A 26,018-nucleotide genomic window follows, 5' to 3' on the forward strand; every position below is an offset into this window, starting at 1 on the left:
CCCCTTGGCAGGGGGAGGAGTTAAACCAAATCTATCGGCGTAATTAAGTGGTGTCGGTAATGAAAAATAAGAAAGTGATACGGCCCGTGGCCGTCATCTTGGGCACCTTGTGTCTGACCGGGTTAACAGGGAATTTCAATGTGGTTGTGGCGGCGGTTAAACAGCCGGAATTTAACTGGCAGGCGGCACCGACGGAAGAGATGCGCGCCAGTCTGACATTACGTGATGCCATCTTGCGGGCGTTTGCGCGAAATCCACAAATCGCGGAAGCGGCGGCGCAAATCCGCGTGGGCGGCGGGAATCTCGATGCGGCGAAAAGTGCGTGGTATCCGCAGGTTTCATTACAGGGGGCGGGTGGGAAATCCCGTCAGACGTATGCTTCGGGAGACCAGAGCAGCAACGGGTCGGCGGGCATTCAGCTCAGCCAGCTGCTGTGGGATTTCGGCAAAACCAACGGCAGTATCAGTGAGCAGGAGTATCTTTCGGACTCTTACCGGTTTTCACTTTACAGCACGATGACTGACGTGGCGCTCAGCACCATGCAGGCCTATCTGTCGGTCAAACGCTATCAGGCGCTGGTTCTGGCGTCTCAGGACAATATCGAATCGCTGACCCGCGTCAGGGATACCGCCAAACTGCGCGCCGACGCCGGACTGAGTTCTCAGTCTGACGTCTTGCAGGCGGAAACCCGCATCGCCGGAATGCGGGCAACCGTCGAACAATACCGTGCGCAGGCGCGTTCCTCACAGGCGCAGCTGACCGTACTGACCGGTGTGGTATCAAACGACCTGCCGGACCTGCCTGAAAGTCTGCTCAATCAGAAAGTCACTCTCGACAAAATCCCTTATGAAAACAGCACGCTGGTGCGCGCGGCGCAGGCCAAGCAGCAGGCAGCGATTGAGCAGGTCAATCAGGCTGAGGCGCAGCACTGGCCGACGGTGAAAGTCCAGGCCGGGCGCACGCGTTATGACAATAACGGTGGCAGCGGTTCGTACTGGGACGATCAGCTCCAGCTGGCGGTGGATGCGCCGGTCTATCAGGGCGGCGCGGTCAGCGCCAAAGTTCGTGCGGCGGAAGGCCAGCGTCAGGCGGCGCAGGCGGATGTGGAAAAAGCCAAGCTGGATATCAACCAGAAAGCCTCCACCGCCTATGCCGACATGATCGGCGGCCAGCAGCGGCAGGTGGCGGGTGAGGAACAGTATTCCAGCGCCACGCATACCCGCAGCGTGTATCAGGACGAATACAAACTCAGCAAGCGCAGCCTGAACGATTTGCTCAGCGTCGAGCAGGACGTTTTTCAGGCCGACACCATGCGTATCGGCGCGCTGTATGACGGCTGGGACGCCACGGTGCGTTACGCCGCGGCGGTCGATAATCTGGTCGATATGCTGGGCATCGACCGCCAGAAACAATCCGGTGACACCCTCCCGGCGCTGTAAAAACAGAGCCGCCGGGAGAAGCCAGAAGCATTCGATAACGAGGTTGAAATGAGCAATGAAGCAGCAACACCTTTGTCGATCGACGTCTGGATAAGCGCCATGGGGCGCGTGGCCGAAACATTCGGTAAGCCAGCAGATCCCCTTTTTCTTCGCCAGCAAATGCGCTGGTTCGAACATCAGCCGTTACGCCGTCAGCTTGATCGCCTGAGCGGCCTGATGGGTTTGCAAATTGGCATGGTCAGCTGGAATCAGGTGCGCTGGCGGCAGGAAGTTTTGCCTGCCGTTATTACGCTGGAGCAGGGCGGTATCGCAGTACTTGAACAGCTGCATGATGACGGTAACGTCGATTACTGGCTGAGCGACGGCGGCGATTTACTGCGTTCGGCGGAACTGGTGACCTTGCTTGAACAAAGTACCGGCCCGGTCTTTCTCGTCGGTGTGGCGCCTCGCGGGCGCGATCAGCGTATCGACCAGTTTGTTCAGCCGCATAAAAAACACTGGTTCTGGGAAAACTTCCGCGGTTCCGGGCGCAAAATTGCAGAAATCTCGCTGGCTTCCATTTTGGGTAACGTGCTGGCACTGGCGGGCATCTTGTTCTCCATGCAGGTTTACGACCGGGTGATCCCGGCGCAATCTTTCCCGACGCTGTGGGTACTGTTCTTCGGCGTGGTGCTGGCGGCGGGGATGGAATACATCATCCGCCTGATGCGCACGCTGGTGTCGGATCTCATGGGCAAAAAGATTGACCTCAAGGTGTCATCGCTGTTTTTCGTGCGGGCGATGAGCATCAAAAATGACGACCGGCCAAAATCCACCGGCTCCTTTATTTCCCAGCTGCGCGAAATCGATCAGGTGCGCGAACTGCTGACATCCACCACCGTAAGCGCCGCCGCCGATATGCCGTTTGTCCTGCTGTTTCTTGGCATCATGTTCTTCATTGGCGGCCCGCTGGTGATCATCCCGCTGCTGGCTATACCGCTGATTGTTATCCCCGGCATTCTGATCCAGTGGCCGATGGCAAAACTGGCGAAAGAAGGCATGCGTGAAAGTGCGCTGCGCAACGCCGTGCTGGTGGAAACCATCGAAGGCATTGAGGACATCAAAGCCTTGCAGGCGGAAGCGTATTTCCAGCGTCAGTGGGAGCAGACTCATGAAGTCAGCGCTGCCGTGGGCATGAAGCAACGTTTGTGGGGCGCGCGCCTGACCGGCTGGGCATCGACGGTTCAGCAACTGACCTACGGCGGCATGCTGGTGTTCGGGGTCTATCTGGTGCTGAACGGCGATATCACTACCGGTACGCTGGTCGCCAGCAGCATGCTTTCCTCGCGCACCATCGCGCCATTAATGCAGCTGACGATGGTGTTTTCCCGCTGGCAGCATGCGAAAAGCGCCATGCGCGGGCTGGATGAACTGCTGAAAAAACCGGTCGATCGTCCGGCTGATGCGGAACTGTCGCATTGCCCGACGCTGAGTGGCCATTTCAACGTGCGCAATCTGCAATATACCTACGACAAAGAGAATTCGCCGAACGTGCTCGGCATTGGTCAGTTGGAAATCAAACCCGGCGAACGCGTGGCGATTTTGGGCAAAGTCGGGGCGGGTAAATCGACGCTGCTGAAATTGCTTTCCGGCCAGGCCAGCCCGTCGCAGGGCAAAATTCTGATTGATGGCGTCGACATGACCAAAGTCGAACCGGCGGATATCCGCCGCCAGATTGGTTATCTGTCCCAGGATTCGCGGCTGTTCTTCGGCACATTGCGCCAGAACCTGATGCTCGGTTACCCGCATGCCACCGATCAGGAAATGCTACAGGCGCTGCGCATCAGCGGCGCGTTATCAATGGTGCAGGCCGATGCCTCCAGCCTCGATAAAATCATCAACGAAGGCGGGCGCGGATTGTCCGGCGGGCAACGTCAGATGGTGATGCTCAGCCGCATGATTTTACGAAATCCGCAGGTGGTGTTGCTCGATGAACCGACCGCGTCGATGGATGAACAGCTTGAGGATTACGTGATCCGCCAGCTTCATGCCTGGCTGGTCGGACGCACGCTGATTGTGGTCACGCACCGTCCGGCGCTGCTCAAACTGGTCGACAGAATTGTGGTGATGGATAACGGACGGGTGGTCGCCGACGGGCCACGGGATCAAATTCTGGCAACTGCCGCCACCAACACACCGGCTCCGGCCGCGGCGGTGGTGGCTGAAACCAAACAGGGCGCAGCCTGAGCTGCTAAGGGTTCCGCATGGCACACGTAACATTGAATGATGAGTTCGAAGCCGAAAGCCGGAAAGTGTCGTGGATTATCTGGGTGACGCTCGGCAGCCTGCTGGTCTTTTTCGTCTGGGCGCGTTTTGCCGTGCTGGATGAAGTGACGGTGGGTACTGGCAAAGTGACACCGTCGAGCAAAGCGCAGCAGATTGATTCTCTGGACGGCGGCGTAATTTTAAAACTGATGGTGCAGGAAGGCTCGGTCGTCAGCCGAGGCCAGCTTCTGGCCCAGCTCGACCCGACCCGTTCGCAATCAAACTACGGCGAAGCGGCGTCACGCGTCAGAACCCTTCGCGCGTCTTCTGAGCGTCTGAGCGCGGAACTGACCGGCGCACCGCTGAAATTCAGCCCGGAAACCATGAAATCCCCGGAACTGGTGGCACGCGAACGTCAGCTTTATTTATCGCGTAAGCAGAACCGTGATGAGACGGTGACCAACCTGAACCAGTCCCTCAAACTGGTGAATGACGAAATCAACATGACCCAGCCGCTGGTCGCCAAAGGTGCGGCGGGGCAGGTGGAAGTTATCCGCCTGAAACGTCAGGCCAGCGAACTGCGCGGCAAAATCGACGATGCGACTAACCAGTACGCGGTGCGTGCGCGTGAGGAGCAGGTTAAAAACAACGCCGATCTGGATGCAGAGTTGCAGGTCATGGCGGGTAAAGAAGATCAGGTCACGCGTTCCGAGCTGTATTCGCCGGTTCACGGCATCGTAAAAGACATTCAGGTCTCCACCGTTGGCGGCGTGCTCCAGCCCGGCGGCAAACTGATGGAAATCGTCCCGATTGAAGACCAGTTGCTGATCGAAACGCGCATCAACCCGCGTGACATTGCCTACATCCGGCCAGGATTACCGGCCACGGTAAAAATCTCAGCCTATGACTCGTCGATTTATGGCGATCTCGAAGGAAAAGTCGAAGGCGTTTCGCCGGACACCTTGCAGGATGAAGTGAAGCGCGACCAGTATTACTACCGGGTTTACGTCCGGACGGACAAAGCGTTCCTGACCAACAAAGCCGGGCGCCAGTTCCCGATTGTGCCGGGCATGGTGGCGAACGTGGATATCAAGACCGGGCAGAAAAGTGTTCTGGATTACCTGATTAAGCCATTGAATAAAGTGAAGGAGTCGTTGAGGGAGCGGTAAATTAACAGGTAAGCCGCCTGTTTATTCGGCTTTAAAAGCCTGAAATTTCAGGTTAAAGCCTTGGGGGGCCATCCTGACTGGCAAACCTTGGGCTCGCCGCCCAAACTGGCCCAAAGGGCGCGTTAACGCGCGCGCCCTCTGGACACCCGCGCTTTTTAACTGCGCGCTGCCGCTCGCTGGCTATGTTCCAGAAACTCCGGCTATTGCCGCAAACGCCGCCGCTGCGCGGTACTTTCGCTTCGGGTTCGAACCTGCTCGGAAAAGACTCTCGCTGTTTCTCACCTCTCACTCAACGTCGTTTTGAAAGCGGCCACTGGCTATGTAATTCAGAATGCTTTTTGAAATCGGCTGGAGGTTTATCTAAATTCAAAATCAGGCTGGTTTTAATCTTTTACAAAGGCAATCTGGCGCACTCAGAAATTTTGCTGACCGAGGGTTCGAGACCGCAAGGCTCGAAGCCCTCGAGGAAGGCACCGCGTAGCGGCAAGATTTCGCGCCACACGCCGATGTTCCAGAACATGTCCATCGACCCAGCGATAGCGCGCAGTTTAAGAGCCCGGGATTCTCAAGGGGCGCGGCGATAGGCGCTCCTTGAGGCCAGTTTGGGCGGCGAGCCCAAGGTCTTGCCCGTTTGGATGGCAACCCAAGGTCTTGACCTGTGTTTTAAGCATGACTGCATGTGAAAAACTGAAATTTGCACCTTTCCAAAAGGTGTCACATGCAAATCCTCTACTCAATGAACACACTTGTCGGAACATTAAACCTTACCGCAAGCGCGCGGATATGCTCCACGGTCAGCGAGCGTTTACCGCTCAGTATCTGACTGACCAGCGATTTACCGCCGATCTCTACACGCAAATCACTTTGTTTCAGTCCGTAGTCTTTCATCAGCTGGCGCAAGGCCTCCACGCCGCGGGGCAGGTTTTCCAGTGCGGTATTGAACGGCACGAAATCGGCATGAAGGCGCTCATAACTTTCAATTTTTGCGCTCAGGAATTCAATAAGCGGGTTTTCATCATCATGTTCAATCAGGTAATCAATCAGCTCGATCGCACTTTTATAATCTGCCGTGCTGGTACTTCCGCCAAGCAAAGGTACTGCTTTCATCAGCGCTTTGCTGGCTTCAATGGCTTCCGCGATCATTGTGTGTAAGTCCTGTAGTGTTTGTTCAATTGATCGTAAACCCCGTGTGTGACGATGTGTTTGATATACACCCGCTTGTTCACGAAATTGATATAGGCAATGAGGCGAAGGTTATTGCCGCCGACGTTAATGACCCACCATTTCGGCCTGTAGCGGAAGTTATCGAGACTGGGAAATACGGATTTCAAATGCTCTGGCGTGGGATAGTCACTCTCTTTAAGCCCGCGATAAGTTGCCAGTAAAGCCGTTTTGTCGTTTGGATGCAGCCGTACAGCCTGGTCGAATGCTTCCTTTGCAATAACATGCATAGCGCTCCTGAGTTCACATCCTGTGAACAATATAAGGGGTAATATTGTGGTTTACAAGTTGTAAACCACAATAATCTTATTCAGGAGGAATAGCGCTTTAGCTGTTGTCAGATTGCGGGACGGGTTCCAAAGAATTTTCAGAGAAGTTTTCATGGTTCTGACGGAACTCCGCGATCGGATCTTCCACTTCGGCTTTCCGTTTATCCTGCCATAAATTCATGCGTGCCCGCAGTGAGCCGTTGAGATCCTGATGCACCTGTCTGGCGGCTTCGGATTCGGGATTCAGTCCGAGAGCAAACTCAATAAACTTGCTGGCGGTGTAACGGTTTTTCTTCGTACCGGTGCCCGTCAGCCATGCCATTCCCAGCGTGTAGGCGGCTTCGGCGCGATCGGGATGCGCGGCGTTATGCAGAATCTCGGGCAACCACTGGCCGGTGGCGAGACGTTTTTCCGCTTCTGTACCGTTATCCAGCGCACAGCTGGCGCGAAAGTAGGCGGCGGAGAGATGTCCGGCGTCGGCGGCGCGCTGATACCAGTGCATGGCCTGCTCGTAATCCGGATCTGCACCGAGGCCTTCCCGCAGGGCGTTGGCGCAGGTAAACATGGCGGGTACCAGCCCGGAGCGTGCGGCGCTGAGCACGCAATCCATCGCGTTGCTGTCATTGTGATATTGCTCCGGCACATCCTGATGCCAGCCGTTGCGGTAGAAAAAGTACAGTTCGTAGCAGTGAATGGCGCTGCCGTGACGGGCCATTTCGGTCATCAGGAAATGCGCAGCGTCCAGATCGTCGTTGATCGCCATGTCGTGCGCCAGCGTGACCAGATCTTTCACCGGCTGTTCGTCACCGGATTGCTGCATCAAAGACCAGGCGTGTTCCATTAATCCGCTGCTCAGCTCCGGTCTGGCGGGCAATCCGTACAAACCATATTGCAACGCGGCGGCGGCGAAGCTGATCAGCACCGGATCGATGGCCTGACTCAGCGCACGGGTCAGCAACTGCGTCAGAACCGGCAACCCTTCCTGATGGCCGTTCGCCAGCACCGCACGGGAAATAAAGAGCGCGGCAAAATGACCGGGCATCGCCTGCGGGGAAACCGCAAAGAGATCCTGATAAACCGCCAGCCCCGCCTGATCGTCATCCTGCCAGTACGCCATGCAGATCCCGGCCAGATCCAGCAAACGGACGCGGGTGGCGGGCTCCAGCGGTTGTGCAAGTAAACCGGCCAGCTGTTGCTGTAATTGCGCGGCGCGCGGGGATTCCCGATCCGCTATTTCACCGGATAAGGCATCGCACAGCGCATTTGCGCGGAACTGGTTGCGTTCATCGTCGCTGAATTCCGCACACAGCGGGCTGTCGATAATCAGCATCTGCTGCTCATCGCTGCCGCCCCAGAATGCGGAATGGAATAAAAGGTATGACTCCATCGTGCCGACGTCCGCGTGGCGTACCGACATCGCCATACGCAGCCAGTAACTGAGCGCTTCTTCATCCGCTTTACGGGTTTGTTGCAGGGCGGCTGGCAAAGCCTGCGGCCAGTGTGTCGCGGGTTCAAAACCCAGTGCATGGATATGCGCGATGCCCGCCTGCCAGATTTCGCTGCCCTGAATCGAGAATTTCTCATGCAGCGGTTTGGGGATTTCACCGGCGAATAAAGATTTAAGCCAGTACGGTTCACCGAAGCCGCCGCTGAGATTCATCATATGGCGGAAAGCGTGGGTCGGGCGGGGATGCAGTTCAATGGCTTTCAGGAAAGCCAGCACGGCGTAATCACAGCACAACTGGGCACCGAGCCACTGGTGATCTTCAATGTCTTCTTCATTGGGTGCCTGGCGGATCATCCAGGCATTTTCGTGCCAGACCATCCCCAGCAAAACATGTGCATGATAGCTCTGCGGACATTGCTGCGCCCAGTCGCTGAGGATCTCCAGCGGATTGAGCGCCTGGAACTCCGTGCCGCCAAACAGCGTGGACGGATGCATTAATAATCCGTAATCGCTGTGGCTTTCGCCCTGATTCTGCCAGCTACGCATATGTGACAACAGCCACTCGTCGAGTTTGAGAAAACGGCGGGTTGCCAGAAGCATTCTGGCTTTGGAAATGTTATCTGGCTGGTCCTGTTGTGGCATGGGGTTCCCTGAACAGTTGAAAATAAGGTCTTGCGTGGCACCGGCAGTGTACCGGTCTCCCCTGAAGCGATCAGCGGGATTGGTCTGACTTTGCGTATAGTAGCGGATCTGAACCGTCGCTGACCAATAAACCCTCTCCACAATATTAATTAATAATATTCCGGAAATTCCTTAATAATTCCTAGGATTAGATATCAACTATTAAGAAAATCGGGTTGTGAATAATGGAGAAACTGTGAGGTAATTATGGAGAAAAGTACTTGTTGTGCGCGATATAATTAAGTGATGAATATCACATTAAGTTATTATTTCTTATAAAAATCAAAAAAAACCGACCACTAAGGGTCGGCTGTTGTTTCCACAAGACGGGGAATGAGGGTAATAGAATAACAAATAATGATGATAGCGAGATGAAGTATATATTATTGCGTGAAAGTTGCTTTATCACTTAGTGCGGTAACTATCTGTGGTATCGTATTGTTTTTATTGAATTACTTATTAAATTAGCTTTGCGTGCTTTATTTTAACAATTATTTTCAGCTCTAAAAACGCTCAATTTTAATAAATTGTTACACCTTCTCATAAATAGGAAATGTCTTAACTAATTTCGTATCATTTTCTTTCTGGATTAATAGTAATTATATCCAGAGAATGGATTTGCCATGTCGGGCCAAAATTCATACAAGCGTTATGCAATATCTAAAGCAGTAAAAAAACGTGTACTTTACATTCAGTGGCACGGTCCGACACCTATCGAGGACAGAAAAATGAAACTCCGTGTTCTTTCACTCATGATCCCTGCGTTAGTGGTTGCAGGCTCAGCAAGTGCGGCAGAAGTTTATAATAAAGATGGTAATAAACTGGACCTTTACGGTTTAGTTGATGGTTTGCATTACTTTTCAAACAACGCAGGCAATGACGGCGATCAGAGCTACATCCGTCTGGGCTTCAAAGGTGAAACACAGATCACCGACCAGCTGACCGGCTACGGCCAGTGGGAATATCAGGTTCAGGCCAATCAGGCTGAAAGCTCAGACAACACCGCCTTTACGCGTTATGGCTTCGCGGGTCTGAAATTCGGTGACATGGGTTCTTTCGACTATGGTCGTAACAACGGCGTAATGTACGACGTTGCCGCATGGACCGACATGCAGCCTGAGTTCGATGGTTCCACCTACGGCGCTGACCAGTTCCTCTATCAGCGTACCAACGGCGTGGCGACTTACCGTAACGACAACTTCTTCGGCCTGGTCGACGGCCTGCATTTCGCTCTGCAATATCAGGGTAAAAATGACAGCGGCGGTTCTGAACCTGGCACACGTAATGTGCTGACGCAGAACGGCGACGGTTACGGTATGTCCCTGAGCTACGATATTGGCGCGGGCGTCAGCGTGGCGGGTGCATTCTTCAACTCTGACCGTACCGACGAGCAAAACTCAGCTGCCGGCATCATGGGCGACGGTAAAAAAGCCGAAGGTTATACCGGTGGTCTGAAATATGACGCCAACAATGTCTATCTGGCCGCCATGTTTACTCAGGCTTATAACGCTTCACGCTTCGGTTCTACCGACTCAGAAGCTTACGGCTATGCTAACCAGTCTCAGGCATTCGAGGCCTACGCAAGCTACCAGTTCGACTTCGGTCTGCGTCCGTTCGTGGCATATAACCAAACCCGCGGTAAAGATTTGGGTAGCGACCGTCTGGGCAACAATTACCAGGATCAGGATCTGGTTAAATTCGTCGACCTGGGTGCGACTTACTACTTCAACAAAAACATGTCGGCCTATGTTGACTATAAAATTAACCTGATCGACAGCAGCACCTTCACAGACAACGCCGGTATTAACACCGATGACGTGACTGCGGTAGGTCTGGTGTATCAGTTCTAAGAGTGCCTTTCTCAGACACAGAATAGCGCTTAGTTTTTGCAAGACTTTGAGTACAAGCAGTCAAAAAAAGCAGTAAAAGAACGCGGCCTCTGATGGCCGCGTTTTTTATTTTTGAAAGGCTGCGATTCTCAGGCTGATTTCTGATGGATCAGATGAAGCGGGGGAGAAACGTCGAGTTCGATGTCCGGGTTTTGGCGGAATTCATGAGGCGTGATGTTAAAACGCTTACGGAACATGTAGGTGAAATGCGACTGCGAGCCGAATCCGAAATCCATCGCGATATCGAAAATCGGGGTTTCACTGCTGCTCAGTTGATAAACAGCGCTCGCCAGACGGCGCTCCCTGATGTACTTCCCCAGAGAAATGCCTGTCGATTCTTTGAATAATTTTTGCATGTGCCAAAGCGAATAGCCTGAATACTCAGCCAGTTCTTCAAGATGAATGACGCGACCAAGATGGCCTTCAATCCATTTGCTGAGTGCGCAGACGATAGCGATATGAATGTCCTGAGCCATAACCAGTCTGTATTAAGGTTGAATATCGCTATTATACACGACTTCGTCATGATGGCGTGGCAGGTGTTGCTCAGTTGATGGCGTAGCAGACAACTTGCAGAAAAGGCCCGGTGGACAGAACGACGAGCGTCGCCTGGCGGGCCATCATGTTAACGTAGCAGGATCCAGTGAATTAACCGCGCTATGCCATCGTCTACCACAACAATCCCGACGAGAATAAGAACGATCAAAATGACGAAGTTCTTACCGGTTGGCACAGTGATTTCTCCCTCATGAACGCTGTTTACCAGGGGCCGCTACCCTGCATATTGAGGGCAATAACGCCCAGACAAACCGCGACAAAAACGATAAAAACGATAAGAAGCCGTTTCATTTTTTTCTGACAGAGCGCGCCGCTCTTCCTCCGCGTGGACTTCAACTGACAAAACATCCGCACGTTAACCGCTTCTTTCGGTGAGATCCAGCGGGTCAGCGTTTTTTCGCGATTTTTCTACGCTTCGTTTAACCATCAGTCGCTGGGCGACGCACCAGATCCGTTTTCTGACCGCCATTGATAACGGTGGTTGGCGGTGTTTCCGGCACCAGTGCATCTGGCGCGATGTTCATGTGGTTGAGAATTTCGCCCATGATATGCCCGAAAATCGGGCCCGCGACCGAGCCACCGAAGTGTTTACCGGCCTGCGGATTATTGACCATCACCACCAGCGCCACGCGCGGATTACTGGCCGGTGCAACACCGGCGGTGTAGTTGATGTAACCGCCATCGTATTTGCCGCTGGCACCCATTTTTTCGGCAGTACCGGTTTTAATCGCTAAGCGGTAACCGGGCACCGCGGCGCTGAGGCCGGAGCCGCCGGGCAGGGCGTCACTTTCCATCATATGAATTACCGTTCTGACCACGTCGGCGGACATCACGCGGGTGCCGAGCACCGGAGGCGTGACTTTGGTGATCGACAGCGGACGGTAAATGCCTTCCGCGCCGATGGTGGCGTATTCACGGGCGATTTGCAGCGGCGTGACGCGCAGGCCGTAGCCGAAGGAGAACGTGGCGCGTTCGATGTCCGCCCAGCGGTCACGGTGCGCCGGGAAGTAACCGCTGCTTTCGCCGCCAATCCCTAAATCCGTGGCTTTACCCAGCCCGAATGACTGATAAAGCTGCACCAGCACGTTGGCAGGCATCGCCAGTGCAATGTGTGAGACCGCGATGTCGCTGGATTTTTGCAAGATGCCGGTAATGGTCAGCGCTGGCCAGTGGCCAACGTCTTTAATCAGGTGACCGTTAACGGTGTACGGATGGGTATCGAGCACGGAATCTGGCCGAATCATACGACGTGCCAGACCGGCCATGACCACCAGCGGTTTGACTGTCGAACCGGGTTCAAAACTGTCGCTGATGGCAACGTTACGCATGTCTTTAGGCTGAACGCCCGCGTAGTTATTCGGGTTGTAAGACGGGAAAGAAGCCATGCCCAGAATTTCACCGGTGCTCACGTCGACCAGCACGGCGGCGCCGGATTCTGCCTGGTTGAGCAATACGCCTTCACGCAGCCGCGAATACAACACGTACTGCATAAAGCTGTCGATACTGAGATTTATCGTCGGCGGCTGCTGCGGCGCGACTTCTTTCAAAATCCCGATAACGTTGCCGTGGCGATCCTGACGGTATTCGCGCATGCCGGGTTTGCCCTGCAACAAGGCATTAAAACCTTTTTCGATGCCGTTAAGACCTTCGTTATCAGTACCGACCACGCCGACAAGGTTTGCTGCGGCTTCACTCATCGGATAATAGCGGCTGTCGTCGTTCTGGCTGGAGACGCCGCCGAGATGCAGCTGGCCGATATCACCGGCTATGCCTTCTTCGATTTTTCGGCCGAGATAAACGAAACGGCGCTGCGGATCGCTGTTGATGGTTTGCTGTAATTGCGAAAGCGGGACATTCAGCGCAGAAGCCAGATATTGCCATTTCGGGCTGTTGAGATCGCTGTGCAGTTCCAGAATACGGAACGGATCAGCAATAATATCTTTTGACGCCACACTGAGCGCAAGAGGATGCCCGTTGCGGTCGGCAATCGTGCCGCGCCCGGCGGGGATAATGCTGGAACGCAGTGAACGCGAGTCTGCTTCTTTTTCCAGCATGGGCTGGTTGAGCAGCTGTAAATAGCCGACGCGGCCCAGCAGAAGCGCCAGACAGCAGACAATGCCGAGACAAATCAGCGCAAAGCGCTTGGTGTAAAAATGAGGTTGGGCGCTGGATTTTCTTGGGCTCGGTGGCATGGCTGTTTCGCAAAGTCGTTGACGCGTTTGAAGCGAAAAGCGATGGCGCGAAGGCAGTAAGCCGGATGAAAATAATCCAGGCTGTGCCCGATAAAACGGCGGCTCATCGCTCTGATAGATAATGAATTTATATAACGTTCACATCTTATATTAAGCGATAGCTATGGGTTGTTTATTTCAATTGCTCTTTGTAACCAAGTGCAACGGGGACGCGCCTTTTTACTCTACCGAAAGCCATTCGTCGGCTTCTTCAAACATTTCTTCCAGCATTTGGTTTAATTGCGAACGTTCCTGCTTGCTGGCACCGTGCGTATTCAGCCCGTTGGCCTGCATCGGTTTCACTTTTACTTCAGCGTCAGGGAACATGCGGTGCACCCGCTTAACCAGTTCTGCCTCAATTTTTTCACTGGCATTTGGGATCCTTGAGACATTCCGTTTGTCAAAAATCAGTTCGACCCGCATAGCTTTCCTCGTTTTCTGGCTGGGGGAGAAAAATAACTGTTGAAATATACAGTGTTATCTTTGCGGGTCCAAGCAATTTTTAGCGTAGTTTCTGGATGATGCCCAGACTGTCCAGCCGTTCACGGTTATGGGCGCATCGTAAATCCAGTTCCGGACCCGCCGGGACAATTCCGGTCGGATTCAGCCACAGAATTCCGTAATAGCCTTGTTTGATGTGCGCCAGACTGACGGTGTCGCTGATCCCCGGCCACTGATAGAGTTCACGCAAATAATTTGAAAGATTAGGGTAGTCCTCGATACGGCGGATATTGCATTTGAAAGCGCCGTGATACGCGCTGTCAAACCGCACCAGCGTGACGAACAAACGCCAGTCGGCTTCGGTGAGATACTCCCCGGCGATATAACGGTGGCTGTCTAAATGGGTTTCCAGCGTATCAAACGTGCTGAAAAGCCGGGTGACGGCGGTGTTGTAGCTTTCCTGCGTTTTCGCAAAACCGGTTTTGTACACGCCGTTGTTGACGTCGTGATAAATAATTTCGTTCCAGCGGTCGATTTCCTCGCGAAGCAGGGCAGGGTAGAAATCATCCTGATTGCCGCTGAGCGCGTCGAAAGCCTGGTTAAGGATGCGGATGATATCGGCTGATTCGTTGTTCACGATGCGGCCTTCCTGGCGATCCCACAAAACGGGCACGGAGACTTTGCCGGTGTAATGTGCATCGCTGGCGTTGTACAGCTCATGAACGTGGCGGATGGCCGGAATTTTATCTCCGGCGTCCTGCGGCTCGTCGAACGTCCAGCCATTTTCGCCAATGACCGGTTGTGCGATGGAAACGGAAATAAACGTTTCCAGCCCTTTCAGATGGCGGAATATCAGCGTGCGCGAGGCCCACGGGCACAGATAAGAAACGAAAAGCTGATAACGGCCTGCCTGCGGCTCGATGTGTGTTTCACGAAACGCGGTTTCCTCGCGATGAAAGGCACCGTTTTTGATTTCTTCTTTAGCGACGTCGCCGCTTACCCATTTTCCGTTGACCAGTCCCGACACGATGGCTGCACTCCGATAACGTTTTTATTGTTGATGAACCTACCGTAGCGGTTTTGTATCAGCCCATAAACGACATAATTTTCATAAAGAAGGTCAAATAAACTGAAGGGGATTTTGACGGGAAGCGGAGGGCTGATTTCATAAAAAAAACCAACCGGTTAAGGTTGGTTTTTCAGGTGTCCTGCAAAACGATTAATTGGCCAGGAAGCGTTTTTCGTCGGTCAGTACCTGCAACAGCAGGCCAAGTTCCGGCTTCTGATCTTTAATCCGCTTGCCATTAATGTCGAAGGCGCGGTAATCCCCGTCGCTTTCCAGCTCAAGCGTCTGGTCTGGCGTGGTGATCACCAGCGTTCCGTCGTCGCTGGTCGTGACCCAGTTGTGACGGCGTTTCGCGGCAAACAAATCCTCACCCTGCGAATAATCTGCCGGTGACGTGGTGACGTGAAGCAGACGCTGCATCAGCGTGGTCATCACATCCGCGTGATCGGTAAGCTTGCTGATACTCTGAGCCGGTGTGCCCGGCCAGTGGATAATCAGCGGAACCTGCAACTGGCGGCGGTTCATCGCGTTACCCGAACCCCAGGTACCGTTCTCGTTAAACTCCATACCGTGCGAAGCGGTAATCACCACCACGGTTTTATCCATATCGCCGCGATCTTTCAGCGATTGCAGCATGACCGCAATTTGCTGATCAACGCTTTGCGCGCCGCGCTGATAGCGATGAATAAACGTATTTCCGACCGGTACGCTGTCGCCGTCCTGACGCAATGTGCTGCTGATGCCATTCAGGTTGACGTAGGAGAACCACGGACCGTTGCCGCGCACATTCAGCCATTGCTGCCACTGAGAAACGGTTTGTGCATCCGACTGTTTTACCGGCGCAGGCAAGGTGAAATCAGTCAGCAGCGCCTGACGGTACAGCGGGCTGTAAAAGCCGTCCGAAGCAAACAGACCAAATTCATAACCCTGTTGCTCCAGCGATGTCACCAGCGCAGAAGGTTTACGTGCGGCCAGAATCCCCTGCATATAGGTCGGCGAAATTCCGTAGAACAGGCCAAACTGGCCGGTGTCGTTACGGTTGCCGGAGCTGAAATGCTGGTCAAAACGAATATTGTGCTTGGCGAAATCGGCCAGCGCAGGCATGTCCTGATCGAGCGTCGCTTCATGCACGCCGTCAAGCACGACCATCAGCAGGTTATATTTCGAGCCGGTTTTGGCAAAACTGATGCTGTTAAGCGGATATTCCACCGCCAGCGCTTCCGGATTCCCTTGCTCAATCAGCCGCTTCTGGTATTCCTCGGCATTCAGCAGGCCGTGTTTTTCGAGGAACTTACGCGCCGTCATCGGATACGACAGCGGAAGATTCGCGCGCTGCATGGTAATCGGACGATAGAAATTTGCATCCGCCCAGATGTACATCAGGTGCGACGCAAAGAAGCTCACGATAAACAGCACAACGATGGGCTTGGCGAAATTACGGCGGTTCAGGCTGCGCAGCTTTTGCCACGCCCAGGTGCCGAATAACATTTCGAGCAGAAAAATGACCGGCACGGCAATAAACATCAGTTGCCAGTCACGCGCCATTTCGCCCTGACCCGGGTTGACGACAAGTTCCCAGACCACCGGATTAATATGCAGGTGGAAGCGGGTGAACACTTCGGTGTCGACCAGAATCAGCGTCAGCCCGGCGGTTGCCAGTATCGCAGATAAGAATCGCAACAGCCGTTGTGACATCACCACGAATGTCAGCGGGAAGATAATCAGTAAGTAGGCGGCAAAACCGATAAAGCTGAAATGCCCAAGCCAGCTGACCAGCGCGTAAATACGCCCTTCCAGAGAGGAAGGCCAGTCAGAAACAAACAGGTAGCGGCTGCCGAGCCCGAGAATCAACAGGATATTGAAGAGGGCGAACCAGTGGCCCCAGCTGATCATCTGGGAAACTTTTTCGCGATAGCGCTGACTATTTGTCACCATGAGAGGGTCTGGGCAATGAGTGAATTAATGGGCTTTATCTTCTCTTATCGACGCTTGCAAAGCTTTAGCAAAAGATTGGGACAATGCTTTGCGCTGTGCAGGAGCGACGCTGGTGTTAATAAGGTTTGTCACCATATTGCCCAGGACCATCAAAGAAAGGTCGGTCGGGGCGCGGTGTTTTTCCAGAACAGTTGCCAGCTCGGAAAGGATCTGTTCAACGTGTTCGTCACTGTAACGGGATGATTGTGCCATAGAGTAATGTGCTTCTTGATCTGACAAAGTCCAATATCTTAGCCGATCACGCCACCACTTTCCGCATTTTTATAACGGGGGTCGTGTCGGGGTCGTGATCGCATCTGTGAATCAGTATTTCAGGGGCTGGAACCAGTTGCGGCTTCGGCGCTTCGGTGTTTGAATACGCCCCGCAGGCAGACCCTTCTTATACGGCTGCAATTCTTACAGGAGAAAGTCCCCATGAGTCTGGATATTGAGCAGATCGCTCTGCACCAGTTGAATAAACGTGATGAGCAAACGCTGGATGTTGTGCTGCGCGATACGCTTTTGACGCCGAATGCCGCCGTTGATGAAATGATGGCTGAACTGCACCGCGTTTACAGCGCGAAAAGCAAAGCCTATGGCCTGTTCAACGAAGACAGCGAACTGTCAGCAGCGCTGCGCAGTTGCCGTAAAGGGGACGACGATTTCCTGTCTTTCAGCCGTGCCGCGACCGGGCGTCTTCGTGATGAGCTGGCAAAATACCCGTTCGCAGAAGGCGGCGTGGTGCTGTTTTGTCATTACCGTTTCCTGGCCGTGGAGTATTTGCTGGTTGCCGTGCTTAACAGTCGCAGCAGCATGCGCGTCAACGAACAGCTCGACGTCAGCAGCATCCATTATCTGGATATCAATCACGCCGATATCGTGGCGCGTATTGATCTGACCGAATGGGAAACCAATCCTGAATCTTCCCGCTACCTGACGTTCCTGAAAGGCCGCGTCGGGCGCAAAGTTTCTGATTTCTTCATGGATTTCCTGGGCGCTTCTGAAGGCCTGGATACCAAAGCGCAAAACCGCGGTTTGTTGCAGGCGGTAGATGATTTCTGTGCTGAAGCGCAGCTCGATAAAAATGAGCGTCAGAACTATCGTCAGCAGGTGTACACCTACTGCAACGAGCAGTTGCAGGCCGGCGAAGAAATTGCGCTGGATGATTTATCCGAAGAGCTGCCGCCGTGGAATGACAAGAAATTCAAAGAATTCACGCAGGAACAAGGTTATCAGCTGGAAGAAACGTTCCCGGCCGATCGCAGCACGCTTCGCCAGCTGACCAAATTTGCCGGCAGCGGCGGTGGCCTGAGTATTAACTTCGATGCGATGTTAATGGGCGAACGTATTTTCTGGGATCCGGCGACCGATACGCTGACCATTAAAGGCACGCCGCCGAACCTGCGGGATCAGTTACAGCGTAAAGCGGGCAAATAAATACCCGAAGATAGCGCGATCCGCTCCCTCCCCTGCGAAGGGGAGGGTTGGGGTGGGGTATTAAAGCAGAATCATTACGGTAAGTTTGCTTTAACGGGGTGTTTGCCCTTAAAACCCCCTCCCGGCCTCCCCCTTCGCAGGGGGAGGAGCAGGAAACGGGTAAACCGCAGACAATAAAAAACGCCGCCTATATTGCTATGGCGGCGTTTTTTATTTGTTCTCGCACGGCGTCCCGATGCGCAACAACTCAGTCAGCGATTAAACGCGAACGAAGTCGATGTGAGCCAGTTTTGGCTTGAACGGGTGACGCTGTACAGCCTGAACTTTAACTTTGGTTTCTTTACCGTCGATAACCAGAGTAATAGCTTCAGAGTAGAACTCCGCTTTAACTTCCATGTTCTTAACAGAATCATGGTCCAGTTTGATAGAAACTGGAGCAGCTGAGCCACCGTAAACGATAGCTGGGAATTTGTTTTCTGTACGCAGGCGGCGGCTCGCACCTTTGCCCTGCTCGTCCTGTGGACGTACTTCTACATTGATAGTGAACATGTCTGTTTCTCTATATAAGAAAGTTTGCCCCGCCACCTGCGACCGAGTGACGAGTTGAGTACTACAAGCTTCCACACAAGGCGAAAGCGGGCGGTATGATACCGGAGCAGGGCGGTTGCAGCAATATAAATAGCCGGTTTCAGGTTATTTACTCACCCGCGCAGCTCATTGGCGCGTCGGTAACGCCCTTCATAATCGAACATTTTCTCGCGCACCTGCCAGAACTGGCCCTTCATCCGCGCGACAACAAAATCCGGATGACGCAGTAAAACCTGCTGCGCCACGATATCTGCGGCAGACTTCCATTCCAGCGGCACGCCCGGTGCGCGCTGATGCGGGCGCAGGAAATTATGCAAAAACGCCATCCGCTGCGCGGGCGTTTGCAGGCGGAAACGCTCGGAAACGTCCGCGCCGTCCTCATCGTAATAAGTGATTTTCAGCCATTCGCCTTTGTCGTCGCGCCCGTGTTCAAGGTTCATGCCGCCGCAGCGCAAGACCAGCGCATCTTTCAGACGCAGCGCGGCTTTCAGCATATCGTCCGGGTCGACCAGAATTTCCTGACACTGATGACAGCGCCGCGCCGCAATATCGTTTTCCGCGCCGCAGTGCGGGCAGCTTTTGAAGCGGAAACGGAAATCACACTGCTCGCGGTTGCCGTCGTCATCTTCCAGCACGCCCTGACAGCGGCGGCCAAAATGTTCGATGACGGTGCCGTCTTCGGTGGTTTTTCCCCAGAAGATATTGGCGAAACCGCAGGCCGGGCAGAAAACCTGCACCGGTTTGTTGTCGCCCGCCGGTTTGTGACTGCCCACTTCCGGCGTAAACAGGTCATGTGGATTTCCGGCGTAATCGAGGATCAGGCAATCCGTTTTGCCCGGCGACAGACGCAGCCCGCGCCCGACAATCTGCTGATAAAGGCTGACGGATTCGGTCGGGCGCAGGATCGCAATCAGATCGACATGCGGCGCATCAAAGCCGGTGGTCAGCACCGAGACGTTTACCAGATAGCGCAGTTCCTGCTGCTTAAAGGCGGTGATCATCCGGTCGCGTTCGACGGCGTGGGTTTGTGCGCTGATCAGCGCCGCTTCGCCTTTGGGCAGCAAACCGAAAATTTCACCGGCGTGTTCCACCGTTGAAGCAAAAATCATCACGCCTTTGCGGTCGTGCGCGAACTCAATAATCTGGCTGATGATGTGCGGCGTGATGCGTTTTTGCTGACGCAACTCATCGTTAAGATCTGCCTCGCTGAACAGCCCGTTGCTGTTGGCCTGCAACCGGCTGAAATCGTAGCTGACGACCGGCATATCGAGCCGTTCCGGCGGCACCAGAAAGCCGTTTTTAATCATGTAACGCAGCGGCAGTTCATAAATACAATCGCGGAACAGGCTGTTGGAATCGCCGCGCACAATGCCCTGATGATGATACTGATAAATCCAGCCTTTACCCAGACGATAGGGCGTTGCCGTCAGCCCGAGCAGTCGCAGCCGCGGGTTTTGCGCTTTAAGATGGCCGATAATTTGCTGGTACTGGCTGTTATCGTAGTCGGAAATTCGGTGGCACTCGTCGACAATCAGCAGGGAAAACTCACCGCTGAATTCTGCCAGATTGGGCGCAACGGACTGCACGCTGCCGAACACCACTTTGCCGCTGCTTTGTTTGAGATTCAGGCCCGCCGCGAAGATATCCGCTTCCAGCCCGTAAGAAAGGTATTTACTGTGATTCTGCGCGACCAGTTCTTTGACGTGCGCCAGAACCAGCACGCGCCCGCGCGCCACCCTTGCCAGCTCGGCAATCACCAGGCTTTTTCCGGCACCGGTAGGCAATACGATCACAGCCGGTTCATCGTGCTGGCGGAAATGACGCAGCGTGGCGTCAACGGCATCCTGCTGATAGGGACGAAGGGTAAAAGCGGTCACAGGGAGAATCACCTCAGACTGACTTATTAAAAAAGCCTGTTATTTACGATCATTGTTAATAACGATTACTGTTAATAGCGATCACTGTTAATAACTACAGTGGTGAAGTATGCCAAGAAATCTGCCCAATGGCGATCTGCAATCAAATCACCTTCCGTGAATGTTTAGCCTGCTTATTTTTCCTCTTCCTCCTAGGATGCGCCGCCAAGCACGGCTATACTCTTCCGCTCAATGCGGCAGTGAATCTGCCCCCTCGAAGTAATAATCACTCGTTGCAGCTATACGAACTGAAAGTATTACGAATCGAACAACCCTGAACCCTGTCAGTTGCCCTGTTGCAGCGGCGGGGTCTTGTGTTTTATCAGTAACGCGATCACTCAGATCGCCACGAAGGCAAGACTATCCAATGCGTCTGGACAAGTTTCTATCTCAGCAATTAGGTGTAAGCCGCGCGCTCGTTTTACGTGAGCTGCGCAACAAACGTGTCACCGTTGACGGCGAAATCGTCAAAACCGGCTCGATGAAAATCAGCCCTGAACAGCGCGTCGAGTTCGACGGCAATGTGCTGGATCTCATCACCGGCCCGCGTTATTTCATGCTTAACAAGCCGCAGGGTTATGTGTGTTCCACCGATGACCCGGATCATCCGACCGTGCTGTACTTCCTCGAAGAGCCGGTGGCCTACAAGCTGCATGCCGCAGGGCGTCTGGACATCGACACCACCGGTCTGGTGTTAATGACCGACGACGGCCAGTGGTCGCACCGCATCACTTCACCGCGCCATCATTGCGAGAAAACCTATCTGGTTACGCTCGAAAATCCGCTGGCTGACGACACCGCCGCGCAGTTTGAAGCGGGCGTACAGCTGCATAATGAAGATTCCCTGACCAAACCGGCGAAACTCGCGCAAATCGAAGAGAACCTGGTGCGTCTGACCATCAGCGAAGGCCGTTACCATCAGGTGAAACGTATGTTTGCGGCAGTCGGTAACCGCGTGGTCGCGCTGCACCGTGAGCGGATCGGCGAAATCGTGATGGATGAAGATTTAGAACCGGGCCAGTACCGGCCTTTAACTGAGCAGGAAATTGCCAGCGTTGGCGTTCCCTCGCGATAGTTTTCTGTTAACTGGAGCAGCTGAAAGTGCAAGAAAAACCGGTATCCCACATCGGACTGATTTTCATCCTGGGATTGATATCGATGCTGATGCCTTTGGCTATCGATATGTATCTGCCAAGCATGCCCGTTATCGCCGAGGAATATGGTGTGGAGGCGGGCAGCGTGCAAATGACCCTCAGCGCGTATGTGCTGGGTTTTGCTATCGGGCAGCTGTTTTACGGACCGATGGCCGACAGCCTCGGGCGTAAGCCGGTTATCTTCTGGGGCGTACTGATCTTTGCTGTGGCGGCCGGTGCGTGTGCGCTTGCGCAGTCCGTCGAACAGCTGGTGTGGATGCGTTTCTTGCACGGTTTAGCGGCGGCAGCGGCCAGTGTGGTCATCAACGCGCTGATGCGTGACATGTTCACCAAAGACGAATTCTCGCGAATGATGTCTTTTGTGGTGCTGGTGATGACCGTTGCGCCGCTGCTCGCGCCAATGCTCGGCGGTCTGCTGATGGCGATTTTCAGCTGGCACGCGATTTTCTGGGCGATGGCGATTGCGGCGTTGATTGCCGCCACGCTGGTGGGCGTTTACATCAAGGAAACGCTGCCCAAAGAGCGGCGGCAAAAATTCCATCTGCGCACCACCGTTGGCAATTTTGTCTCCCTGTTCCGCCACAAGCGCGTGCTGAGCTACATGCTGGCGAGCGGTTTCTCGTTTGCCGGGATGTTCTCTTTCCTCAGCGCCGGACCGTTTGTTTACATCGAACTCAATCACGTTTCGCCGCAGCATTTCGGTTTCTACTTTGCCCTGAACATCGTGGCGCTGGTGATCCTGACGCTGATTAACAGCCGCAACGTGCGCCGTGCGGGCGCGGTGAAAATGTTCCGTTTCGGCCTGTTTGTTCAGCTGACGATGGGCATCTGGCTGCTGGTGGTCTGCGCATTCGGGCTGCCGTTCTGGGCGATGGTGATTGGCGTGGCGGGCTATGTCGGCGTGATTGCGATGGTGACCTCCAACGCGATGGCGGTCATCATGGATGACTTCCCGCACATGGCGGGCACCGCGGCCTCTCTGGCCGGCACGATTCGTTTTGGCACCGGTGCGGCCATTGGTTCCGTGCTTTCGCTGTTTACCGCCAAAAGCGCCTGGCCGATGGTCGGATCGATGGCGTTTTGCGTCATTGCCGCCACGTTGCTGTATCTCTACGCCAGCCGTCCGGCGAAAGTCACGGCGCAGGCGCTGGCCGACTAAGGTTTTTCGCTTTGCTGCTCTGCATCACTCAGGTCGTAAATGACCTGAGTGACATCGTCAAGATGCCCAATCTGCACTTCACTGGTCCGGTTCAGTTTACTTTTATCTAGTAATAAAAGGCTCTGCGCCGCGCGCCGGAGCAGGGCGATTTTGTATTCCGCATTGCTGTCGTTGGAATCCCAGATTGCGCCAGCGGCGTCCACCGCCTCGCAGGAAAACAGAAACAGATCAATTTCCAGCGTTTTCAGCTGTGAGAACAGCGCCGGATTAACGTAACAGTCGTATTTGCGCAGAAGCCGGCCGCCGGAGCTGATGAGCTGAATATTCTGGCGTCTGGACAGTTCCCGGCACACGCGGGCGCTGTTGGTAAACACCGTGATGCCGATATCCGGCAGCTGCCGCGCCAGCGACCAGCAGGTCGAGCTGGCATCCAGCGCAATCACCATTCCTTCATCAATCCACGACAGCGCCTGCCGGGCAATGTCCGTTTTCCGGTTCTGATGGCTTTTTTGCCGGGCGCGGAAAGAATCCCCGCTGTCCTGCGTTTCCCGCTTAACGATCTTCGCCCAGCCGTGGCGGCGGATCAGCTGGCCCTGCGTTTGTAATTCCTGCAAGTCGCGGCGGATGGTTTCCTTGCTGACCTGTAAATGGCTGGCCAGATTTTCCGTGCTCTGGCTGCCCGTTTCGCGGATCAGTTGCAGGATGGCCTGATGACGCACTGCTTTCATTTTTTATTTTTCTCCCGGCAACGACGGCAATCCCGAATGACCGTTTTTAACATTTTGCGCTGAAACGGACACGCCAATGCGTGGCGGTTTGCGCGAATCGTTCCCTGAATGCGGGATAATCAGAAGCCAGTCACATTTTTACCGCCCGGCCACCGGTCAGCGCCGCCTGCGTTACAAAATAAGGTGACAGAAACCAACAATACGCAGACCAAAACCGACAGGGTAAACATGAAAAGAGAACAGCTGGCCGAACAAATTATAGAAACCTGCCTGCAAATGACGCGCATGGGGCTGAATCAGGGAACGTCCGGCAATGTCAGCGTGCGTTATGGCGACGGAATGCTGATTACGCCAACCGGGATCCCGTATGAAGAGCTGACGCCGCGGCAGATCGTCGAGGTCAGCGAGGATGGCAGACACGATCCGGCCAAAACGCCGTCCAGCGAATGGCGTTTCCATCAGGCCATTTATCGCGCGCGACCCGACGCACAGGCCGTTGTTCACAACCACGCAGTGCATTGCACGGCGGTTTCCATTCTTAACCGGCCCATTCCGGCCATTCATTACATGATTGCGGCGACCGGCAGCACGGTGATCCCGTGCGCACCGTACGCGATTTTCGGGTCGCAGGCGTTGTCTGATCATACCGAAGCGGCGATCAGACAATCCAAAGCGATTCTTCTGCAACACCACGGAATGATTGCCTGCGGCAGTAATTTGCAGAAAGCGCTCTGGCTGGCGCAGGAAGTTGAAGTGCTGGCGAGGCTTTATCTGTTGCTGTTGCCGGTGACGCCGGAAGTACCGGTTCTGTCCGGTGAAGCGATGGAAGCGGTACTGAACAAATTCCATCACTACGGGATTATTACGCGGGAAGAAGCCTGAAATAATAATGCCCGTCACGACATGACGGGCATCAGCATATTCAAAAGTACTCAGTTCACGCCCTGCGCTTCCATTTGCTGGAGTTTGCGGGCTTTTTTGGCGCGGGCATATTCATCCGCCATAGCCTTGGCTTTTGCGCCCGGGATCAGCGCCATATCGCACTCTTTCGGCAACAGCGTGGTTACCAGCGCGGCAATCAGCAGGGATGCGACCAGCGCATAAATCGCCGTGCTCTGACCGTACAGGCTGACTAACACACCGACCAGATACGGGCCGCAGAAGCCACCGAGATTCCCCAGACCGTTAATCACACCGCGTGCGCTGCCTGCCACTTCCGGCGTGGTGACTTTACCCGGAATGGTCCAGAAGGCGCTGGTCGCGGCTTGCAGGAAGAACCCGGCACCGACCAGAAAACCGTAGGCCGCCATAATATTGTGACCAAACGCCACGGACGCAGCCAGACAGGCGGCGAAACCGCACAATGGCAAGGCGATAAACATGCGGCGTTTGCCGGTTTTATCGGACAGCACGGACATCGCCAGGATCCCCAGCATGGTGCCGACGTAAGGGATAATCGCCAGCATGCCGACTGAACTCATGTCGCCGCCGGTGAGGTTTTTCAGGATAGTGGGCAGCCACAGCGTGTAGCCGTAAATCCCGGTCTGATAGAAGAAGTTAATGATAATCAGTTTGACGATAGATTTATTGCGAAAGACCTCTTTGAGCGGCGCGTTATTGACCGGTGCCAGCGCCCGCAGTGCTTCGCGTTCACGGTTTAATTCGGTGACCAGATAATCGCGTTCGCGCTCAGACAGCCATTTCGCTTCTTCCGGACGGTCGCTGATGGTGAACCACCAGAACAGCATCACCACGAAAGATAATGCCCCTTCGATGATGAACAACCAGCGCCAGTCGAGCGTATCCAGGATCAGGCCAGACAGCGGCGCGGTAATCATCCCGCCGAGCGGCGCGAACATCAGCACATACGCATTGGCGCGGCCACGTTCTTTATCCGGGAACCAGTTGCTGACCATCGTCAGCACCACCGGCAACATCCCGCCTTCCGCCACACCCAGCGCAAAACGCAGGAACAGCAGCTGATACTGGTTAGTGATAAAGCCGGTCAGAATGGAAATCACCGCCCATGCAATCAGCGAGCAGGCAATGAATTTACGGCCACTGCCGTGAACCGCCAGGCTTCCGCCGGGCACCTGTAAAAACAGATACCCGATGAAGAAGATACCGGCAGCCAGACCGGCCATTGATGCGGTGATGCCTAATTCGGCATCCATTCCGCCGGGCATGGCAAAACTAATATTGACCCTGTCCATGAAGGAAATAATACAGGCGATAAGTATTGGGGCTATTACACGTAACCAGCGGGCCTTAGGAATTTTATTATTCATCGTCTTTCCTCTGTGTGCTTGTATCCGGCGATGAGCTAATAAAAGCATTTTGAGGAAAGTATTTCGTGACAGGAGTCACGTTGAATTATGTTAAGAAAAGGTGTTACCTGCAACGTGAT

At 54.2% G+C, this 26,018-nt stretch carries 21 protein-coding genes; 8 read left to right on the plus strand and 13 right to left on the minus strand.

Going from position 1 to position 26,018, the window contains the following annotated elements; all coding sequences use genetic code 11:
* The first annotated feature begins 59 nt into the window (after positions 1-59).
* From IV433_RS00080 to IV433_RS00090, 3 genes are read left to right on the plus strand one after another with little or no spacing between them, the layout of a single operon-like run.
* Positions 60-1,439, plus strand: coding sequence for a TolC family outer membrane protein (locus IV433_RS00080; protein ID WP_195812932.1), 1,380 nt, complete (start codon positions 60-62; stop codon positions 1,437-1,439).
* A 48-nt stretch (positions 1,440-1,487) separates the two neighbouring features.
* The gene (locus tag IV433_RS00085) at positions 1,488-3,665 is read left to right on the plus strand and encodes a type I secretion system permease/ATPase (protein WP_195812931.1); all 2,178 of its coding nucleotides are present in this window, start codon (positions 1,488-1,490) and stop codon (positions 3,663-3,665) included.
* Between the two features lie 17 nt (positions 3,666-3,682).
* Positions 3,683-4,852: an HlyD family efflux transporter periplasmic adaptor subunit gene (locus IV433_RS00090; RefSeq protein WP_104921308.1), complete on the plus strand. Its 1,170-nt coding sequence runs from the start codon at positions 3,683-3,685 to the stop codon at positions 4,850-4,852.
* A 729-nt stretch (positions 4,853-5,581) separates the two neighbouring features.
* Here IV433_RS00090 and IV433_RS00095 read toward each other — a convergent pair.
* The 3 genes from IV433_RS00095 to IV433_RS00105 form a co-directional block, all read right to left on the minus strand.
* Positions 5,582-5,995 carry a helix-turn-helix domain-containing protein gene (locus tag IV433_RS00095; protein ID WP_195812930.1) on the minus strand — a complete coding sequence of 138 codons (414 nt, stop codon included), beginning with the start codon at positions 5,993-5,995 and terminating at the stop codon, positions 5,582-5,584.
* Entirely contained in the window at positions 5,992-6,303 is a 312-nt protein-coding gene (locus IV433_RS00100; RefSeq protein WP_195812929.1) for a type II toxin-antitoxin system HigB family toxin, read from the minus strand. The genes IV433_RS00095 and IV433_RS00100 overlap by 4 nt, the downstream gene beginning before the upstream one ends.
* Before the next feature lie 97 nt (positions 6,304-6,400).
* The gene (locus tag IV433_RS00105; RefSeq protein WP_195812928.1) at positions 6,401-8,431 is read right to left on the minus strand and encodes a DUF4034 domain-containing protein; all 2,031 of its coding nucleotides are present in this window, start codon (positions 8,429-8,431) and stop codon (positions 6,401-6,403) included.
* Positions 8,432-9,198: 767 nt separating this feature from the next.
* Between IV433_RS00105 and ompC the strand changes: the two genes are divergently transcribed.
* A complete protein-coding gene (ompC, locus tag IV433_RS00110; RefSeq protein WP_195812927.1) occupies positions 9,199-10,320 on the plus strand; it encodes a porin OmpC in 1,122 nt (373 codons plus the stop codon).
* A gap of 128 nt (positions 10,321-10,448) precedes the next feature.
* Here ompC and IV433_RS00115 read toward each other — a convergent pair whose 3' ends face one another.
* The 6 genes from IV433_RS00115 to IV433_RS00140 form a co-directional block, all read right to left on the minus strand.
* Positions 10,449-10,835 carry a helix-turn-helix domain-containing protein gene (locus tag IV433_RS00115; protein WP_101076072.1) on the minus strand — a complete coding sequence of 129 codons (387 nt, stop codon included), beginning with the start codon at positions 10,833-10,835 and terminating at the stop codon, positions 10,449-10,451.
* Positions 10,836-11,336: 501 nt separating this feature from the next.
* Entirely contained in the window at positions 11,337-13,109 is a 1,773-nt protein-coding gene (locus IV433_RS00120) for a penicillin-binding transpeptidase domain-containing protein (protein WP_152324337.1), read from the minus strand.
* A 219-nt stretch (positions 13,110-13,328) separates the two neighbouring features.
* A complete protein-coding gene (locus tag IV433_RS00125) occupies positions 13,329-13,571 on the minus strand; it encodes a DinI family protein (RefSeq protein ID WP_152324336.1) in 243 nt (80 codons plus the stop codon).
* A gap of 79 nt (positions 13,572-13,650) precedes the next feature.
* Positions 13,651-14,616 carry a glutathione S-transferase family protein gene (locus IV433_RS00130; RefSeq protein WP_195812926.1) on the minus strand — a complete coding sequence of 322 codons (966 nt, stop codon included), beginning with the start codon at positions 14,614-14,616 and terminating at the stop codon, positions 13,651-13,653.
* Positions 14,617-14,808: 192 nt separating this feature from the next.
* On the minus strand, positions 14,809-16,590 hold the full coding sequence (gene yejM / locus IV433_RS00135; protein ID WP_195812925.1) for an LPS biosynthesis-modulating metalloenzyme YejM: 1,782 nt from the start codon (positions 16,588-16,590) through the stop codon (positions 14,809-14,811).
* Between the two features lie 24 nt (positions 16,591-16,614).
* Positions 16,615-16,842: a YejL family protein gene (locus IV433_RS00140; protein WP_104921319.1), complete on the minus strand. Its 228-nt coding sequence runs from the start codon at positions 16,840-16,842 to the stop codon at positions 16,615-16,617.
* Positions 16,843-17,064: 222 nt separating this feature from the next.
* Here IV433_RS00140 and yejK point away from each other — a divergent pair, with 222 nt between their 5' ends.
* Positions 17,065-18,066 (plus strand): nucleoid-associated protein YejK, encoded by a 1,002-nt coding sequence (yejK, locus tag IV433_RS00145; protein WP_101076067.1) that lies wholly within the window; start codon positions 17,065-17,067, stop codon positions 18,064-18,066.
* A 258-nt stretch (positions 18,067-18,324) separates the two neighbouring features.
* On the opposite strand, the gene rplY is transcribed toward yejK, so the two are convergent.
* Positions 18,325-18,615: a 50S ribosomal protein L25 gene (gene rplY / locus IV433_RS00150; protein WP_095922802.1), complete on the minus strand. Its 291-nt coding sequence runs from the start codon at positions 18,613-18,615 to the stop codon at positions 18,325-18,327.
* A gap of 152 nt (positions 18,616-18,767) precedes the next feature.
* Positions 18,768-20,531: a DEAD/DEAH box helicase gene (locus tag IV433_RS00155; protein ID WP_195812924.1), complete on the minus strand. Its 1,764-nt coding sequence runs from the start codon at positions 20,529-20,531 to the stop codon at positions 18,768-18,770.
* Positions 20,532-20,937: 406 nt separating this feature from the next.
* On the opposite strand from IV433_RS00155, the gene rsuA reads away from it, so the two are divergent.
* Positions 20,938-21,645 carry a 16S rRNA pseudouridine(516) synthase RsuA gene (gene rsuA, locus IV433_RS00160; RefSeq protein ID WP_195812923.1) on the plus strand — a complete coding sequence of 236 codons (708 nt, stop codon included), beginning with the start codon at positions 20,938-20,940 and terminating at the stop codon, positions 21,643-21,645.
* Between the two features lie 26 nt (positions 21,646-21,671).
* The gene (locus IV433_RS00165) at positions 21,672-22,883 is read left to right on the plus strand and encodes a Bcr/CflA family multidrug efflux MFS transporter (RefSeq protein ID WP_195812922.1); all 1,212 of its coding nucleotides are present in this window, start codon (positions 21,672-21,674) and stop codon (positions 22,881-22,883) included.
* Here the strand turns inward: IV433_RS00165 and fucR are convergent.
* Positions 22,880-23,611: an L-fucose operon activator gene (fucR, locus tag IV433_RS00170; protein ID WP_195812921.1), complete on the minus strand. Its 732-nt coding sequence runs from the start codon at positions 23,609-23,611 to the stop codon at positions 22,880-22,882. The genes IV433_RS00165 and fucR overlap by 4 nt on opposite strands.
* 228 nt (positions 23,612-23,839) lie before the next feature.
* Here fucR and IV433_RS00175 point away from each other — a divergent pair, with 228 nt between their 5' ends.
* Positions 23,840-24,493 (plus strand): L-fuculose-phosphate aldolase, encoded by a 654-nt coding sequence (locus tag IV433_RS00175; RefSeq protein WP_195812920.1) that lies wholly within the window; start codon positions 23,840-23,842, stop codon positions 24,491-24,493.
* A 50-nt stretch (positions 24,494-24,543) separates the two neighbouring features.
* Here IV433_RS00175 and IV433_RS00180 read toward each other — a convergent pair whose 3' ends face one another.
* Positions 24,544-25,899, minus strand: a complete 1,356-nt coding sequence (locus tag IV433_RS00180; RefSeq protein ID WP_195812919.1) for an MFS transporter — start codon at positions 25,897-25,899, stop codon at positions 24,544-24,546.
* Positions 25,900-26,018 lie beyond the last annotated feature (119 nt).

The organism is Rahnella laticis (assembly GCF_015644585.1).
Lineage (GTDB): Bacteria > Pseudomonadota > Gammaproteobacteria > Enterobacterales > Enterobacteriaceae > Rahnella > Rahnella laticis.

Bases quoted from the DNA above. Each gene is read 5' to 3' on its own strand.
- fucR (WP_195812921.1), bottom strand. From the start codon at position 23,611: ATGAAAGCAGTGCGTCATCAGGCCATCCTGCAACTGATCCGCGAAACG.
- IV433_RS00140 (WP_104921319.1), bottom strand. From the start codon at position 16,842: ATGGCACAATCATCCCGTTACAGTGACGAACACGTTGAACAGATCCTT.
- yejM (WP_195812925.1), bottom strand. From the start codon at position 16,590: ATGGTGACAAATAGTCAGCGCTATCGCGAAAAAGTTTCCCAGATGATC.
- IV433_RS00125 (WP_152324336.1), bottom strand. From the start codon at position 13,571: ATGCGGGTCGAACTGATTTTTGACAAACGGAATGTCTCAAGGATCCCA.
- IV433_RS00090 (WP_104921308.1), top strand. From the start codon at position 3,683: ATGGCACACGTAACATTGAATGATGAGTTCGAAGCCGAAAGCCGGAAA.
- IV433_RS00095 (WP_195812930.1), bottom strand. From the start codon at position 5,995: ATGATCGCGGAAGCCATTGAAGCCAGCAAAGCGCTGATGAAAGCAGTA.
- IV433_RS00120 (WP_152324337.1), bottom strand. From the start codon at position 13,109: ATGCCACCGAGCCCAAGAAAATCCAGCGCCCAACCTCATTTTTACACC.
- rplY (WP_095922802.1), bottom strand. From the start codon at position 18,615: ATGTTCACTATCAATGTAGAAGTACGTCCACAGGACGAGCAGGGCAAA.
- IV433_RS00085 (WP_195812931.1), top strand. From the start codon at position 1,488: ATGAGCAATGAAGCAGCAACACCTTTGTCGATCGACGTCTGGATAAGC.
- IV433_RS00080 (WP_195812932.1), top strand. From the start codon at position 60: ATGAAAAATAAGAAAGTGATACGGCCCGTGGCCGTCATCTTGGGCACC.
- rsuA (WP_195812923.1), top strand. From the start codon at position 20,938: ATGCGTCTGGACAAGTTTCTATCTCAGCAATTAGGTGTAAGCCGCGCG.
- yejK (WP_101076067.1), top strand. From the start codon at position 17,065: ATGAGTCTGGATATTGAGCAGATCGCTCTGCACCAGTTGAATAAACGT.
- IV433_RS00105 (WP_195812928.1), bottom strand. From the start codon at position 8,431: ATGCCACAACAGGACCAGCCAGATAACATTTCCAAAGCCAGAATGCTT.
- IV433_RS00115 (WP_101076072.1), bottom strand. From the start codon at position 10,835: ATGGCTCAGGACATTCATATCGCTATCGTCTGCGCACTCAGCAAATGG.
- ompC (WP_195812927.1), top strand. From the start codon at position 9,199: ATGAAACTCCGTGTTCTTTCACTCATGATCCCTGCGTTAGTGGTTGCA.
- IV433_RS00175 (WP_195812920.1), top strand. From the start codon at position 23,840: ATGAAAAGAGAACAGCTGGCCGAACAAATTATAGAAACCTGCCTGCAA.
- IV433_RS00180 (WP_195812919.1), bottom strand. From the start codon at position 25,899: ATGAATAATAAAATTCCTAAGGCCCGCTGGTTACGTGTAATAGCCCCA.
- IV433_RS00100 (WP_195812929.1), bottom strand. From the start codon at position 6,303: ATGCATGTTATTGCAAAGGAAGCATTCGACCAGGCTGTACGGCTGCAT.